The sequence below is a fragment of the Tabrizicola fusiformis genome, assembly GCF_013328815.1.
Taxonomy (GTDB): domain Bacteria; phylum Pseudomonadota; class Alphaproteobacteria; order Rhodobacterales; family Rhodobacteraceae; genus Fuscibacter.
In genome coordinates this window covers 359,662-374,773 of sequence record NZ_JABUHN010000001.1, presented here as the reverse complement: position 1 = coordinate 374,773, position 15,112 = coordinate 359,662, and the positions used below count along the sequence as shown (strand labels likewise).

Here is a 15,112-nt window from a genome sequence, read left to right as displayed (position 1 = left end):
TGAAAAGCAAGGCGGATTTCATCTTGGCGCAAATATCCCCGCCGGAGGCGCAGGCCAGACCGGGGCGCAGGTTTCAGGAGGTTCACAATGACCACACGCGACACGATGGAACTGCGCGAAGCGACGATCCGCAGCCAGTATGAGGCGGCACTGGGTCTGGTGCAGGGCTTTGACCACGCGCCGCGGCTGGCCAAGGCGGTTGAGGTGGCAGCGCCGGAACGCTCACCCGGGATCGGCGCGCGGCCGCGGTTCCGCTCGACCGTGCCGGGGATGGCGGCGCGCTCCACCGCCCGGCCCGGCGGGGTGCGGCTGGTCGAGCGGGTGGAGGGCCTGGGCGATGGCCTTCTCTCGCCGCTGCAATCTTCGGCGCTGAACGCGCTGCGGCGGGGCCTGGCGATTGCACTGGCGCTGGGGGAGACCTTTGCCGCGCAGTCGGGTCTGGGGGAGTTGAAGAAGGCCAACCTCGAAGGCCGCCTGCCCGAGGTCAAGCGCGCCGAATTCACCGAACTTCTGGCAGCCGAGGCGTTGGCGGTTCTCTATACCTTCGCCAACGCCACCGCCTATCTGCTCGCCCCGCATCTGGGCAGCACCACGGTCGAGATCGGTGAGGTTGAAGAGGTGCTGACCGACAATGCCCCCCTCGCGCTGCAAGGCGCCCTGTGGGAGCTGGATCAGGACATCGCGGCACTTGCCGAAGACGAAACCCGCCTTGTCGCGGTGATTGCCGCCTTTTGCGAGGCGCTGATGGAGAAGGTGGCGCTGCGGGCGGCCACGGCGGCACGGCTGGGCGCCTTTACCAACGGGTCATGGCGGGTTGAGGCGGACGGGCTGACCATCGCCGGCTTCAAACCGGCGCGGGCAGCGAAGGGTGGCGCCCTCACCATGGCCTTCAAGAAGCCGACCGAGGTCGTCGGCAATCACATCGCCAAATATCAATCCATGCGGCTGGCCAAGATGCTGATGGCCTATGATTTCGAGCGCCGCCTGAACCCCTTTGCGGAATTGGGCGGCTTCATCTTCACCTTCATGGGCGATGGCAAGCCGGGCACGGGCAAGACCACGCTGATCCAGATGATGGCAGGATTGCTCAATGATTACTGCAAGGTGGCGGGCTATCCGTTCCGCTATCAGAACTTTTCCATCGACCAGATCGACAGCTATCAGGGCAAATCGGGGCAGAACGCCAAAGCCTTCATCGACACGGTGCTGGACCCCACGGTGATCGGCTTTGGCACCATCGACGACATTGATCAGGTGGCGGGCAAGCGCGGTGACCGGCAATCTTCGGCCGGTCAGCAAGAGGTGACGGCGGTCTTCATGGGCGCCTTTGCCGGGGCCAATACCGTGGTGCGCGGCAATTGCACATTTGGCATGTTTTCCAACTATCCCGAGAATGTCGATGATGCGCTGCGCCAGCGGGCCGGGGCGCGGTTTCTGGTCGATGGGCCCCAGACGCGCGAGGATTATATCGACATCCTCGCCATGCTTCTGGGCAAGAACCATGCGATCCCCTTGGGCCAGCATGATCTTTACGCGGCACAGGAAATCAAACGCGCCGTTGCGGCGAGTTTTGAGGGGCACTCCCGCCCGCATGAGGCGGGGCTGGTGAAGGTCTGGGACAAGGTGGCGGCGGAGATCGGCCCATTGGACACCATCGCCAAGCTGGGCGCCTATCTGAAGGCGATCCAGCAGGCGGATGAGCGGTTTACGGGGCGCGCCATCAAGAACATCACCGATGCGGTGAAGGTGCGGGCGATGGACTTTGAATTGCCGGATGAGTGGATGGAAAACCCCGACCTGTTCCTGTTCAAACCTTATGATGACAAGCTGGCAATGATCCGCGGGCTGATGACGCCGATCTCGGTGGACATGGTGGTGCAGGAAATCAACCGCTATGCCGACAGCGAATTCCGCTATGCCGACAAGTCGGATGAGGTGGCGATTGAGGGCATGGTGCGGGACTTCCGGCGTCAGGAAGAGGCGAAGCGGCGGTATGTGGAGGGGCGGGGGTGAGTGAGGAAGCCGAGAACGTGAGATGGTTGACGCCAACTAAGGTTGGGTTCGCACTTACAGCCTTAGTTCTGGCTGGCTTCGCTTTCATGGCTTGGCGAAAGAACTGCATTTTGTTGGCGTCAGATGTTCTGGAGTGTCGAACAAATTGGGCATGGTTCTTGAGTTCACCTCCGAACGAATTGGGTGATACTCTCGCTGGCTTTGCCGGGGCCTTAGCGTTTGTTTGGATCATTATCACAGTTTGGATTCAGGGACATGAGCTTCGAGAGCAACGGAAAGAGCTAGAGCTTACTAGAAGCGAATTGAAGCTCGCGCGTGAGGCTCAGGAGAAACAACTTGAAGTCATGCAGATGCAGGCTGATATTTTCGAAGACGAAAAGATTGCTCGAAACGAGGACCGTGCGCGTCGAGAATTGGATGAAAGTTTGAATAGGATTGGCACCCAAATTTTCGACTTAACGCTGTGGCCTCTGAAATGGAAGTATGCGAATGAGCGAACTTATGGATCTGTTTTTGACCCCGATGGATCAATTACGTTTTTGAAGCCAGATGAGCTTGCAAAATCATCGACCCATCACAGAGATTTTGAGCGTTGGCTTCGCCTCTTGGAGTTTAGGCATCAAACTGCTGCAAAGTTTGGAAGCCTAATCGAGAAGTGCCGCAGTGATGCGCTTATAGAGATTAGAAAATCAATTGTGAGTGCTATACAAATAGAAGATCGACTGGGGAGCGATCAGAAGATAAGGCTGTCTGTCCTTCGTCTGCACGAATGCCTAACAGCAATAGACAGGTTGCTCGGTATCGATATCTGGGAGTCAGAGTCGCCATGAAACGCCTCATCGCCGCTGGCCTCATGTTCGGCAACCTTGTCGAAATCTCCTCCCCGGCCTTGGTCGAGCGGTATAACCGGGCGCTGAAACATCTGACCGGCAAGACCACCGCGCTGACCGATTTCCATATCGACATTTCCGGCTTCTCCCCGGAAATCGGCGAAGAGCTTAACGATCCGCTCTACCTCAACCCCAATGGCGCCAACCGGCAGTTCATCTTGCTGACCACCAGTCAGAAAACCGCGCCGCTGCTGAATATGAAATTCTCCACCTCGCGCGGGATTCTGCAGCAGTTCATCGAAAAGAACGAGGCGCAGTTGTTTGCCCTGACGGCGCGGGATGCGGTGGCGGGGGAGTTGCAGGGTTCGGTCTATGAGGTCTCTACCCCCGCCCGGCTTCTGGAAATGAAGCGGGTGACGGTTGAGGCGGATACGATTGGCGGCCATGTGGCGGATGCCGAAAAGCTGACGCAGATGATTGACCGTTTCCGCGAGGAACCGGACGGCTGGCGCGATGAGGCGCTGATTGCCCAGATGATCGGACTGGCGCGCAAGACCGGCGATGTCACGCGCCAGCCCATCGCTTTGCCCGCCATGACCTTCCAGCAGCCGAATTTCTGGACCAGCCATTTCGGCGGCATCTATATCTTTCAGGAGGCGAAGTTTCCCGGCCTGATCAGCACCCTGCCGCGCGAAAGCCTTGGCCGCGTGCCGCTGTCGCCCGCGATGGACCTGAGCCAGCGCAATGCGATTGCCGACTGGCTGGAGCGCAACGGGCTGGTGGAGCCGATCGTGCAGGCGCGGGGGCTGGATGCGGCGGCGGTGCTGCGACAGAAGATGGATTTCATTCTGGTCGAGGCGGCGGAAACGCTGGGCATCGACATTGGTGACGCGCGGCGGACCGAGTTGCGCAAGGTGGCCTACCGGCTGGGCGACAGTCTGCCCGAGGAATTCCTTGGGCTGGCGGCGCTGTTGCGCTGGGTCGAGGGGGCCGGGCCCTGGCCGCGGATCACCTCGGAACATGCGGCCTATTTCTATACCCTGCGCGGGGCGCCGGGGCCGGACCGCGATCTGGTCAACATGCTGTTGTCGGAACTGTCGCCGATGGATGTGCGGCAGATGTTCATTGTTCACAAGGAACTGTTCTACGCCCATTATACCCGCTGGTCCGAGGCCAAGCGGCAATTCGTGGTGGATTTTCTGGAACGCGAATACAAGGTGGATGCCCAAGGCGCGCGTGAGGCGCTGTTCGGCCCGGAACCGTCGATGGATGCGCGCGAGCGGCCCCATCCCCGGCCCGCCCGCGATCTGGCGGCGGCGGTCGGGCCATGGGGCGCGGTGCAGAGGGAGAGAAGATGATCGGATTGATCCGCCTTGCCGTGTTCGGCTTTGTCGCCCTGACGCTGGTCTATGTGCTGGTCTCGATCTATTCCCGCTCGGTCCGGCGCGAGCGGCTTGAGAAGGAATGGGACACGGACCCCGCCTGCGAAGGCAGCCTGCCGGATGAGCGGGCGGCCTTTATCGAGGCGGGGATGGCCGCCTATCGCCACAGCCTGCGGCGCAAGCTGATCGTGCTGGTCTATATCATTCCCATGGCAATCGTCGCCATCACCACCTATCTGGTGAACTATCAGTAACGGAGGCCCCGATGGGTGGTAAATTCTGGACCTATGCCAAATGGACGTTGCGCATTGTCCTGTTCCTGTTCGTGGCGGGGTTTCTGCATTACACCCTGCCGCAGCACGATATCGTGCGGATCACCAACACCTATAACCGACTGACCACGGTCGGGACGGAAAACAGTTGGGCCTATTCCTCGCCGGATTCCGGCACAGCAGAGGGCACCACCACCCGCGACATCCGCTTTGTCGATACCGCCTTCGCCAACGGCAAGGTGATGGTCTATCGCAATGAGGATACCGGCTGGGTCTGGCCGCCCTATTTCAAATATGACAGCTCGAACCTGCAGGCCGAGGCGACCAATCTGAAATCGGACGCGGCCAATCCGAAATGGGTGGTGGTGACGCATTACGGCTGGCGGCTGCCGATCCTGTCGATCTATCCCAATGCCGTCGCCGTGCGCGAGGCGAGCGGCCCGGATGAGCAGATCATCCCTTGGGTCAACATCGTCGTGCTGGTGCTTCTGCTGTTTGTGGTGGTGATGATCCGCCGGATGTGGGCGCAGTTCTGGGAGCGCACGGTGGAACCCGCCGCCGCCAATGTCGAAGAGGCATGGGACGGGGTCGAGAACCGGGCCGGCGGATTCTGGGGCCAGATCAAGGGCTGGTTCAGCCGCAAGAAATGAAAAAGGCCCCCGGTTCGGGGGCCTTTTGCTTTCTGCCGGGCAGATCAGCCGCGCAGGGTGCCGCCGGTCGCCTTGGTGACCTTCTCGACGATCTTCTTCGAGACCACCTCGATATCCGCTTCGGTCAGGGTCTTGTCCACCGGCTGTAACCGCACGGTCAGCGCGATGGACTTCTTGCCTGCGCCCATCTGTGCCTCAGCCTTCTCGCCCGTGAACTGGTCGAAGACCCGGACGCTTTCGATCAGGGCCTTGTCGGCGCCTTGCGCGGCATTCACGGCGGTCAGCACCTCAACCCCCTTGTCCACGACAAAGGCGAAATCGCGGTCAACCGCCTGCAGGTCGCTGATGGTCAGCGCGGCGCGCAGCGGGGTTTTCACCTTGGGCTGCGGCACATTGCCGACCAGCACGGTAAATGCCACCGCAGGCCCCTTGACCTCCATCGCCGCCAGCACACGGGGATGCACTTCACCAAAGGTCGCCATCACATTCGGGCCAAGGCCCAGCGTGCCCGAGCGGCCCGGATGCCACCACGCCGCCAGTTTGCGGCCCACTTGCACCTTGGCCGGGGCGCCGAGGGCAGCCAGAACCGCCTCGACATCCGCCTTCACGTCGAACACATCCACCGGACGGCGGCTGCCATGCGGATCGCGGGGGGCCGAGGCGCCGACCAGAAGCCCGGTCGCCTGCAAATGCTGCTCGCCCGGTTCGCCGCCGTGGAAGGCGGGGCCGATTTCGGCCAGCGCAAGGTCCATGAAGCCGCGCGCCTGATTGCGCGCCGCCGCCCGCAGAAGGCCCGGTAGCAGGTCGGGGCGCAGATGGGTCATTTCCGAGGAAATCGGATTGTCCACCCGCACCGCATCCTGCCCGCCGCCGAACAGCGTGGCCGCCGTCTGGTCGATGAAGCTGTAGGTCACGCATTCGTTGTAGCCCAACGCCGCAATGGTCCGCCGCGCCGCCTTTTCGCGCATCTGCATCGGCGTCAGGATCGGGCGCGGCACGCCGGGCACCGCCCGTTTCAAGGGCTTGCCCTGCAACTTGGTCAGGCTGGCGACACGGGCCACTTCCTCGACCAGATCGGCTTCGCCCAGCACGTCGGGGCGCCAGGTGGGCGGGGTGGCCATATCGCCGTTCAGCGTGAAGCCAAGGGCCACCAGCGTGGCGCGCTGCTCGGCCTCGGGAATGTCCATACCGACAAGGCTGATCACCCGGGCCGGGTCCAGCCGGTAGGCGCGGGTCACATCGGGTGCGGCGCCGTCCTGCACCACCGCAGACGCTTCACCACCGCAGAGGTCCAGCACCATCTGCGTGGCCAGCTCCAGCCCCGGCAGGGTGAAGGCCGGGTCAACGCCACGTTCAAACCGATAGCGCGCGTCGGAGTTGATCTTGAGCGCCCGCCCGGTGCTGGCCACCGTGATCGGATCCCAGAACGCGCTTTCAAGGAAGACATTCACCGTGCCCTCGGTGCAGCCCGAATGCTCGCCCCCCATGATGCCCGCAAGGCTTTCCACGCCCGTGGCATCGGAAATCGCCATCTGCCCGGCCCGCAGCGCATAGGTCTTGCCATCCAGCGCCAGAAGCTCTTCGCCGCCCGCTGCCGGATGAATGCGCAGCACGCCGCCCGTCACCTTGTCGGCGTCAAACACATGCAGGGGGCGGTTCAGGGCGAAGGTGAAGAAGTTGGTGATATCGACCAGCGCCGAAATCGGCCGCAACCCGATCGCCTTCAGCCGGGCTTGCAACCAGTCGGGCGAGGGGCCGTTCTTCACGCCGCGAATGACCCGGCCCGCGAAATGCGGGCAGCCGTTGACCTTCAGCGCATCGTCGATCTGCACTGCGATGGGCGAGGGGAAAGCCCCCGCCACCGGCTCAATGACCAGCGGTTTCAGCACGCCAAGGCCACGCGCCGCAAGGTCGCGCGCCAGCCCCCGCACGCCCAGCGCATCGGGGCGGTTGGGGGTGATCTTGATATGGATCATCGGGTCCACCGTGCCGGGGCGGTTCGCGGCCAGCCAATCGACAAACCTTTCGCCAACCTCTCCCGAGGGCAGCTCGATGATGCCGTTATGTTCGTCCGACAGCTCCAGCTCGCGCTCCGAAGCCATCATGCCGTGGCTTTCCACGCCCCGGATCTTGCCGACGCCAAGGGTCACGTCGATGCCCGGCACATAATCGCCCGGCTTGCACAGAACCACGGTGATGCCCGCCCGCGCATTGGGGGCGCCGCAGACGATCTGCTTTTCGCCCTCATCCGTCAGCACCCGGCAGACGCGCAGACGGTCGGCATCGGGATGGGGTTCGGCGTGAAGCACCTTGGCAAGGGTAAAGGACGCCAGACGCGCGGCAGGATCAACCACCTCCTCAACCTCAAGCCCGAGATCGGTCAGGGCATAGAGGATGTCGTCAAGCGGGGCCGAAGTCTCAAGGTGATCCTTCAGCCAGGACAGGGTGAATTTCATCGGTCTGGCCCTTGCGGTTCGTGCCGGGTCGCGCCCGGGAATGGTCAGCGCTGGGATTAGCGCAAAGCGGCGCCAAGGGGAAGCGGCAGGGCGGCGGATTGCCGGCCTGTTTCCCCGGCAGAAACGGCTTGTCGCCGTGGCAACGGGTGCGGCGCCACATTCTGGGCAGCCCGCTGGGCTAGAAGGCGGCATGGAACCGATGCTCGACATACCCAAGGACCGCAAACGCATTCCCCCGCTCCGGCTGTGCCTGATGCTGGCCGCGGCGGTGCTTTTGTTCATCGCCGCCGAGGCGCGGGGATCGGTTCTGTTCTGAACCGCTTTGCGCGGGCATCCGGCCATGCCATCTTCTGCCCCATGGGCGGCGGGCGCCCGGGTGGGGAACCATGAAGCCGGGCAAGCGCAATCTGATCACCGATATTGCCGGGCTGCGGGTGGGCCATGCCATTGATGCCCGCCTGCGCTCGGGCTGCACGGTGTTGCTGGGCGCGCAGCCCTTTGTGGCGGCGGTTTCGGTGATGGGCGGGGCACCCGGCACGCGCGAGACCGACCTTCTGGCGCCTGACCGGCTGGTGCAAGAGGTGGATGCGCTGGTGCTGTCGGGCGGCTCGGCCTTTGGGCTGGATGCCTGCTCGGGGGTGGCCGATGGCCTGCGCGCCATGGGGCGCGGCTTTGCGGTGGGCGATCAGCGGGTGCCCATCGTGCCGGGCGCGATCCTGTTCGACCTGCTGAACGGCGGTGACAAGGGATGGACCCGCAATTCCTATTACGACCTTGGTGCGCAGGCCCTTGCCGCGGCGGATGCCAGCTTTGCCCTTGGCAGCGCGGGGGCGGGATATGGCGCGCTGACCGGGCGGTGGAAGGGCGGGCTGGGGTCCGCCTCTTGTGTGCTGCCGTCGGGGATTTCGGTGGGCGCGGTGGTGGCGGTGAATGCACTTGGCTCGGTCACTGTGGGCGACGGCCCGCAATTCTGGGCCGCCCCTTGGGAAATCGGGGCGGAGTTCGGCGGGCTGGGCGCCGTTTCGGCCTTCCCGCCGTCAGAGGCGCCGCTGCCGCGCAAACGGATGGGCGAAGCAACCACGATTGCGATTGTCGCCACCGATGCCCGGCTTACGCAGGCCGAGGCGACGCGTATGGCCACGGCGGCGCAGGATGGCATGGCGCGGGCGATCGTGCCCTCGCATACGCTTCTGGACGGCGATCTGGTCTTTGCCGCGGCCACAGGCGCGCGGGCGCTGACCGATCCGGTAACCGATCTGTTCCAGATCGGCCATGCCGCGGCGACCTGTCTGGCGCGGGCCATTGCGCGCGGGGTCCATGCGGCAGAACCGATGCCGGGCGACCTGCAACCGGCATGGCGCAGCCATTTCGCGTAGGATGGGCAATCTGCCCATCTTACCAACGGGTCAGCGCCGCCTCGTCTTCATCCTTGGCCGCAACCCATGCCGCGCCATCGGCCCCGATTTCCTTCTTCCAGAACGGCGCGCGGGATTTCAGCCAGTCCATCAGGAACTCGGCCGCGGCAAAGGCATCGGCGCGGTGCGGGGCGGCAGTGGCAACCATCATGATCGTCTCGCCCGCCGCCAGCCGGCCAAAGCGGTGAATCACCAGCGCATCGGCCAGCGCGAAACGCGCCTTGGCCTGATCCATCATCGCCGCAATCGCCTTTTCGGTCATGCCCGGGTAATGCTCGATCTCCATTGCCGCCAAGGCACCGCCATTGTCGCGCACAAGGCCGGTGAAGGTCACCACCGCCCCGGCGCCCGCAGCGCCAGCGGCGAAAGTGTTGCTTTCGGCCCCCAGATCGAACGCGGTTTCCTGCACCGAAAGCCGCATCTCAGCCCCCGGTCATCGGCGGAAAAAACGCCACCTCACGCACGCCCGTCAGCGGGCTGTCGAAACCGGCAAGCTCCTGATCCAGCGCCACGCGCAGGCTGGTGCGGTCGGCAAAGGCCAGCGCATGACCCTCGCTGCGGACAGCCAGTTCCGCGACCAGATCGGCCACGGTCGCGGCCCGGGTTTCCACCCGCTCGCGCCGTTCCCCGATCCGCTCGCGCAGCCAGGCGAAGTAAAGCACCTCGATCATCGGTCGTCCCTGAGATAGGGCAGCGCCTTGCGGAAATAGTCCCAGCCGGTGATGGCAGTCAGGATCGCCGCCAGCCAGATCAGCACCAGCCCCAGAATATTGGCGAATGAGGCGCAATCGCGGTTGCCGCAGGCGCGGATCGGATCGGCCAGCCCGGCACTGACCGCTTCGGCATATTGCTCGGGCGTCATGCCCTGCATCGCCACGCCGTTGAGATATTCCAGCCCCGTGCCCAGAAACAGCGTGGCAATCGCCACCATCTGCGCCGTCGTCTTCCACTTGGCCAGCTTGGTGACCTTCAGGAGCCCGGCCTTGGCGCCCAAAAACTCGCGCAGGCCGGCCACGAACACCTCGCGGAACAGGATCACCGTGGCGGGCAGGATCAGCCAAGGGTTCATGCCGTTATAGCCGGTCAGCACCATGATGGCGATCAGCACCATCGCCTTGTCGGCAATCGGGTCCAGCATGGCGCCGAATTTCGATTCCTGCTTCCACAGCCGGGCAAGGTAGCCGTCGAACCAATCGGTAATCGCAGCGCCAACGAACAGCGACAGCGCGAACCAATCGGCCCAAGGCCGGTGGAAATACAGGAACATCACCGCGACACCGGGTGCGGCGAGCAGGCGAAGGACCGTCAGGATATTCGGGATGTTCCAGGTCATGCCGGATTGGTAGCCGAAAACGCGCCGAAAGAAAGGGCGGAAATTCAACGCCGCCCTGTGGCACTTCAGTCGCTGCCTTGCGAAGGCCGCTCTCAGTAGCGGCCGGGAACGTAAAGCTCGGGCGGCAGGACCGCGCGTTCATAGTCGGGATTGAACACCCGCTCGGGCAGGTGGATCTCTTCATGCGGGACCGGCTCATAGGGGATCAGGTCCAGCAGATGCGCGATGCAGTTCAGCCGCGCCCGCTTCTTGTCATTGCCCTCGACGATATACCACGGCGCTTCGGGGATGTTGGTGCGGGCCATCATCTCTTCCTTGGCCTTGGTGTATTGCTCCCAGCGTACGCGGCTTTGGAGGTCCATCGGAGAGAGTTTCCACTGCTTCATCGGGTCGTGAATCCGCATGAGGAAGCGCATCTGCTGTTCCTGATCGGTGATCGAGAACCAGTATTTCACCACCCGGATGCCCGAGCGCACCAGCATCCGCTCAAACTCGGGCGTGTCGTTCAGGAACTGCTCGACCTGATCTTCGGTGGCAAAGCCCATCACCCGCTCGACCCCGGCGCGGTTATACCAGCTGCGGTCGAACAGCACGATTTCGCCACCGGCGGGCAGATGCGGCACATAGCGCTGAAAATACCACTGGGTTTTCTCGCGGTCCGAGGGCGCAGGCAGCGCCACGGTGCGCACCACACGCGGGTTCAGCCGCTGGGTGATTCGCTTGATCACCCCGCCCTTGCCTGCAGAATCGCGGCCTTCGAACAGCACGACCACTTTTTCTTTGCTGTGCTGCACCCAGTCCTGCAGCTTGATCAACTCGGACTGCAGGCGGATCAGTTCCGAAAGATAAACCCGGCGGTCCAGCGCATCGGGATGCTTGTCCTTGTAAAGGCGCGAGATTTCGCGCGACAGGGTCGCGTCCTCGATTTCAAGCTCGTAATCCTCGTCCAGAATTTCGGCCAGTTCTTCGGCCAGCCAATCCTGAGCGATGGTGTCTTGGGTCTTCGGCATCTGATGGGTTCCTCGCGTTCAAAGCCGGAGATGACAGAGTATTGTGACAGTGCCGCGTCAGTTGCCCCTACGTCACGGCCCAGGCACAACTTGTGCTGGGGCCGGGGGGCGTGGCAGGCTTATCACATGCAATCCTCCGCCATCACCACCCGCCCCGCCTATACCCGCGCCGAGCGCCTTTCCGATGCTGTGGTGCATGTCACCGGGCTGGCCATGGTGGCCGGGGCGGTGCCGGTGCTGATCGTGCTGACCGCCCTTCTGCGCGGCGATGCGCCTTCGGTGGTCGGCGCCTCGGTCTATGGGGCGACGCTGGTGCTGATGATCCTGTTCTCGGCGCTTTACAACATGATCGGGCGGCCCGACTGGAACTGGCTTTTGCGGCGGCTGGACCATTCGGCGATCTACCTCAAGATTGCGGGCACCTATACGCCCTTCGCGCTGATCTCGGGTCAGGGTTGGGGGTTGACCACGGTGATGTGGGGCGCCGCTGCCGCGGGTGTCGGACTGAAAACCATCTCGCCGGCGCGGTTCCGCTGGCTAGCGCTGTCGCTTTACCTTGGCATGGGCTGGGCGGGTTTCATCGCGGGCGGGCCGATGCTGGCGGCGCTGCCGATGCCGGTCGTGGTGCTGATGATCATCGGCGGGCTGATCTATACGACCGGCGTGGCCTTTTACCTGTGGAAGGCGCTGCCGTTCCACAAGACGATCTGGCATGTCTTCGTGCTGGCGGCCACCATGGTGTTCTATGCCGCCGTCATGGTGCAGGTGGTGACGGGCTAAAGCAGCCGCGCCAGCCGCACCGCCTCTTCGATCAGCGCGGCAAGGACGGGCGTCTGCGGCTCGCGCCGGGGGGCGATCAGTCCGACCAGATGTTCCGCCTCTGGCTCGACAATCGGAATGGCTGCAAGGCCCGCACCCTCGAACATCCCCGCCAGTTTCATCGGCACGACCGAGGCCCAGCGCCCGGAACGGACATGGGCGATCAGCGCGATCGAGGAATTGGATTCCACCATCGCCTGCACCCGCGCCCCTGCCTCGGCCAGATGCTGGTTCACGATGCGGCGGTTCTGCATGTCGGCGGTCAGCAGGCACAGCGGTTCCTGCGCCACCTCGGCCCAGGTCACACTGTCGCGCCCAGCGAGCGGTGAGGCGGGGGCGCAGAGAAAACGGTAAAATTCGGTATAAAGCGGGGTCTGGGTCACACGGCCCAGCGGCTCATTGTCCAGATAGGTGATACCGGCATCCAGTTCGAGGCTTTCCAGACCGTCAAGGATTTCAACCGAGGTGCGCGACAGGATCGTCACCCGAAGATTGGGATGGCGCGCGGTGAAAGGCGCGGTCAGATCGGCAATCATCGGCAGGGCGGTGGGGATCACTCCCAACCGCAGATTGCCCGACAGCCCCCGGTGAACCGTGCGCATTTCGTCCTTGAGCGCGCGCATGTCGCCCACGATCCGCCGCGCCCAGTCCAGCACGCGCTGCCCCTCGGGCGTCAGCCCCTGAAAGCGGGAGCCGCGAAACACCAGTTGCACACCCAACTGATCCTCAAGCTGGCGGATGGCGGACGACAGGCTGGGCTGCGCCACGCCACAAGCCTCGGCCGCGCGGCCGAAATGCCGCTCGTTCGCAAGGGCGATGAACATTTCCAGCTTGTCGATCATCCGCCAAGGGTGGCCGCGGATGCGGCGGAAGGCAAGGGCCTGCCCCGACAGGTCCGGGCAATGCAGCCATTGCGCCCACGCGCGGGCCGCCCTACCTCTATGCCATGCGCAGCCTCATCCCTTTCCTGAAAAAGCCGCCCCTTGTTCCGGTGATCCGCCTGCAGGGCACCATCGGCACCGGGCGCAACGCCCTGTCCGACGCGGGGCTTGCTCCGGTAATCGAGAAGGCGTTTCGCATGAAACCCGCGGCGGTGGCGCTGGCCATCAACTCGCCCGGCGGCTCGGCGGTGCAATCCAGCCTGATCGCCGCCCGCATCCGGCGGCTGGCGGACAAGAAGGGCATTCCGGTTCACGCCTTTGTCGAGGATGTCGCGGCAAGCGGTGGCTATTGGCTGGCCTGTGCGGCGGATAAGATCTGGGTCGATGACAGCTCGCTGGTCGGCTCCATCGGGGTGATCTTTGCCAGCTTCGGCTTTCCCGATTTCATGGCCCGTCACGGGATCGAGCGGCGGGTGGTCACGGCAGGCAAGTCCAAAAGCCTTGCCGACCCGTTCCTGCCCGCCAAACCCGAAGATGTTGAGCGGCTGCGTGCCCTGTCCGCCCCGGTCCATGCCGCCTTCATCGCCCATGTGAAGGCACGGCGCGGGGCGCGGCTGGCCGAAGCGGACCTGTTCAACGCCGATATATGGGTGGGGGCAGAGGCCGCCGATCTCGGGCTGGTGGATGGGGTTGCCCATCTGGTGCCCAAAATGCAGGCGCTTTACGGTGACAAGGCCCGGCTGATCCCCATGGGGCAGAAAAAGGGGCTGCTGTCCCGCTTTGGCCTGAACCTCGCCGAAGACGTGATGCTTGCGGCAGAGGAGCGGGCGCTTTGGGCCCGCTACGGGCTGTGACATGCTGATCAAGACCATCCTCGTCTTTCTGCTGGCCATGGCGGCCGTTGGGATGATCGGCAATGCGCTGACCAAGGGGGGCGTCACCCGCAGCGCAAAAAAGCGGCTGGGGTTGCGCCCGGCCACTCGATGCGGGCGCTGCGGGCGCTATCTGATCGGCAAGGCGGATTGTGACTGCGGCAAGAAGGGCGGATAGATGCGGGCATTGGTCACCGGGGCGGGCAAGCGGCTGGGCCGCGAGATGGCGCTGTATCTGGCGCGGCGCGGCCATGATGTGGCGATCCACTATGCCAGTTCCGCCGAAGATGCCGAAGAAACCGCCGCTATGATCCGCGCCCTTGGCCGCCGGGCCGAGGTGCTGCAAGCCGATCTTCTGGACGAAGCGCAGGTCAGCCGGCTGGTGCCCCGCGCGGCGGCGGCGCTGGCCGGGCCGCTGACGGTGCTGGTCAACAATGCCTCGATCTTTGAATACGACAATCTGACCAGCGCCACCCGCAAAAGCTGGGACCGGCATATGGAATCGAACCTGCGGGCGCCTTTCGTGCTGACGCAGGATTTCGCCGCACAGGTTCCCGCGCCGGAACCCGACATCGCCGGCGAGCCGCTGGCGCGCGGGCTGATCGTGAACATGATCGACCAGCGGGTGTGGAAGCTGACACCCGAATTCATGACCTATACGCTGGCCAAGATGGGGCTCTGGGCGCTGACCCGCACCGCGGCGCAAGCGCTGGCGCCGCGGGTGCGGGTGAATGCCATCGGCCCGGGGCCGACGCTGATCGGGGGACGGCAAAGCGCAAGCCATTTTGCCCGCCAGCGCGCCGCGACCGTGCTGAAACGCGGCTCGAACCCTGCCGATATCGTCGCGGCGCTGGGATTTTTCCTCGATTCTCCCGGCGTCACCGGCCAGATGATCGCCACCGACGGCGGCCAGCATCTGGGCTGGCAAACGCCGGATGTCCTTGGGGTTGAGTGACCTTGCGTCAAGAGGGGCGCGGCGAGTTGTCCACTTTTGGATTCACCTTCACGCCCGCGTTACAAATCTGTTGGTTTTTCAGTGATTTGCACGATCCGAAAGAATCTTTATATTCTTTTCAATGCCTTAATGAAGCGCCTAAAAATTGGGCAGATCAAGGAATAGGGCCAAAAACAAGGAAATTTCGCCCCCTCCTGAAAACTTCTCCGCAAGGTTATCCACAG

General features: G+C 63.8%; 17 protein-coding genes. 11 read left to right on the top strand and 6 right to left on the bottom strand.

From position 1 onward, the window contains the following. Window positions 1–87: 87 nt before the first annotated feature. Genes HS053_RS01770 through HS053_RS01750 form a run of 5 tightly spaced genes read left to right on the top strand, consistent with a single transcriptional unit; the run spans window position 88 to window position 5,147 of the window. Window positions 88–2,013 carry an AAA family ATPase gene (locus HS053_RS01770; RefSeq protein WP_174209464.1) on the top strand — a complete coding sequence of 642 codons (1,926 nt, stop codon included), beginning with the start codon at window positions 88–90 and terminating at the stop codon, window positions 2,011–2,013. Further along, complete coding sequence (locus HS053_RS01765) at window positions 2,010–2,843, top strand: hypothetical protein (RefSeq protein ID WP_174209463.1); 834 nt, start codon at window positions 2,010–2,012, stop codon at window positions 2,841–2,843. Before HS053_RS01770 ends, HS053_RS01765 begins: the two co-directional genes overlap by 4 nt. After that, the gene (locus tag HS053_RS01760) at window positions 2,840–4,201 is read left to right on the top strand and encodes a DUF6638 family protein (protein WP_174209462.1); all 1,362 of its coding nucleotides are present in this window, start codon (window positions 2,840–2,842) and stop codon (window positions 4,199–4,201) included. The genes HS053_RS01765 and HS053_RS01760 overlap by 4 nt, the downstream gene beginning before the upstream one ends. Continuing rightward, on the top strand, window positions 4,198–4,479 hold the full coding sequence (locus tag HS053_RS01755) for a hypothetical protein (protein WP_174209461.1): 282 nt from the start codon (window positions 4,198–4,200) through the stop codon (window positions 4,477–4,479). The genes HS053_RS01760 and HS053_RS01755 overlap by 4 nt, the downstream gene beginning before the upstream one ends. Before the next feature lie 11 nt (window positions 4,480–4,490). After that, window positions 4,491–5,147 (top strand): DUF1523 family protein, encoded by a 657-nt coding sequence (locus HS053_RS01750; RefSeq protein WP_174209460.1) that lies wholly within the window; start codon window positions 4,491–4,493, stop codon window positions 5,145–5,147. Between the two features lie 44 nt (window positions 5,148–5,191). Here HS053_RS01750 and pheT read toward each other — a convergent pair whose 3' ends face one another. Further along, entirely contained in the window at window positions 5,192–7,603 is a 2,412-nt protein-coding gene (gene pheT, locus HS053_RS01745) for a phenylalanine--tRNA ligase subunit beta (protein ID WP_174209459.1), read from the bottom strand. Between the two features lie 190 nt (window positions 7,604–7,793). Here pheT and HS053_RS22470 point away from each other — a divergent pair, with 190 nt between their 5' ends. Further along, a complete protein-coding gene (locus HS053_RS22470; RefSeq protein ID WP_277817035.1) occupies window positions 7,794–7,919 on the top strand; it encodes a hypothetical protein in 126 nt (41 codons plus the stop codon). A 70-nt stretch (window positions 7,920–7,989) separates the two neighbouring features. Next, a complete protein-coding gene (locus HS053_RS01740; RefSeq protein WP_174209458.1) occupies window positions 7,990–8,979 on the top strand; it encodes a P1 family peptidase in 990 nt (329 codons plus the stop codon). Between the two features lie 19 nt (window positions 8,980–8,998). Here the strand turns inward: HS053_RS01740 and HS053_RS01735 are convergent, their stop codons facing one another. The 4 genes from HS053_RS01735 to ppk2 form a co-directional block, all read right to left on the bottom strand. After that, a complete protein-coding gene (locus HS053_RS01735) occupies window positions 8,999–9,439 on the bottom strand; it encodes a molybdenum cofactor biosynthesis protein MoaE (RefSeq protein ID WP_174209457.1) in 441 nt (146 codons plus the stop codon). 1 nt (window position 9,440) lies between these two features. Beyond that, window positions 9,441–9,689, bottom strand: coding sequence for a molybdopterin converting factor subunit 1 (gene moaD, locus HS053_RS01730; RefSeq protein ID WP_174209456.1), 249 nt, complete (start codon window positions 9,687–9,689; stop codon window positions 9,441–9,443). Continuing rightward, window positions 9,686–10,351, bottom strand: coding sequence for a CDP-diacylglycerol--glycerol-3-phosphate 3-phosphatidyltransferase (gene pgsA, locus HS053_RS01725; RefSeq protein WP_174209455.1), 666 nt, complete (start codon window positions 10,349–10,351; stop codon window positions 9,686–9,688). The genes moaD and pgsA overlap by 4 nt, the downstream gene beginning before the upstream one ends. Before the next feature lie 92 nt (window positions 10,352–10,443). After that, window positions 10,444–11,361, bottom strand: coding sequence for a polyphosphate kinase 2 (gene ppk2 / locus HS053_RS01720; RefSeq protein ID WP_174209454.1), 918 nt, complete (start codon window positions 11,359–11,361; stop codon window positions 10,444–10,446). A gap of 126 nt (window positions 11,362–11,487) precedes the next feature. Between ppk2 and trhA the strand changes: the two genes are divergently transcribed. After that, on the top strand, window positions 11,488–12,141 hold the full coding sequence (trhA, locus tag HS053_RS01715; protein ID WP_174209453.1) for a PAQR family membrane homeostasis protein TrhA: 654 nt from the start codon (window positions 11,488–11,490) through the stop codon (window positions 12,139–12,141). On the opposite strand, the gene HS053_RS01710 is transcribed toward trhA, so the two are convergent. Next, on the bottom strand, window positions 12,138–13,022 hold the full coding sequence (locus HS053_RS01710) for a LysR family transcriptional regulator (RefSeq protein ID WP_174209452.1): 885 nt from the start codon (window positions 13,020–13,022) through the stop codon (window positions 12,138–12,140). The two genes, trhA and HS053_RS01710, sit on opposite strands and share 4 nt — an antisense overlap. Window positions 13,023–13,126: 104 nt before the next feature. On the opposite strand from HS053_RS01710, the gene HS053_RS01705 reads away from it, so the two are divergent. The 3 genes from HS053_RS01705 to HS053_RS01695 are packed head-to-tail and all read left to right on the top strand — an operon-like array spanning window position 13,127 to window position 14,888. Continuing rightward, window positions 13,127–13,915 carry a S49 family peptidase gene (locus HS053_RS01705; RefSeq protein ID WP_174209451.1) on the top strand — a complete coding sequence of 263 codons (789 nt, stop codon included), beginning with the start codon at window positions 13,127–13,129 and terminating at the stop codon, window positions 13,913–13,915. A 1-nt stretch (window position 13,916) separates the two neighbouring features. Continuing rightward, the gene (locus HS053_RS01700) at window positions 13,917–14,111 is read left to right on the top strand and encodes a hypothetical protein (protein ID WP_174209450.1); all 195 of its coding nucleotides are present in this window, start codon (window positions 13,917–13,919) and stop codon (window positions 14,109–14,111) included. Then, window positions 14,112–14,888 (top strand): SDR family oxidoreductase, encoded by a 777-nt coding sequence (locus HS053_RS01695; protein WP_174209449.1) that lies wholly within the window; start codon window positions 14,112–14,114, stop codon window positions 14,886–14,888. It abuts the gene before it with no gap. Window positions 14,889–15,112: the final 224 nt, after the last annotated feature.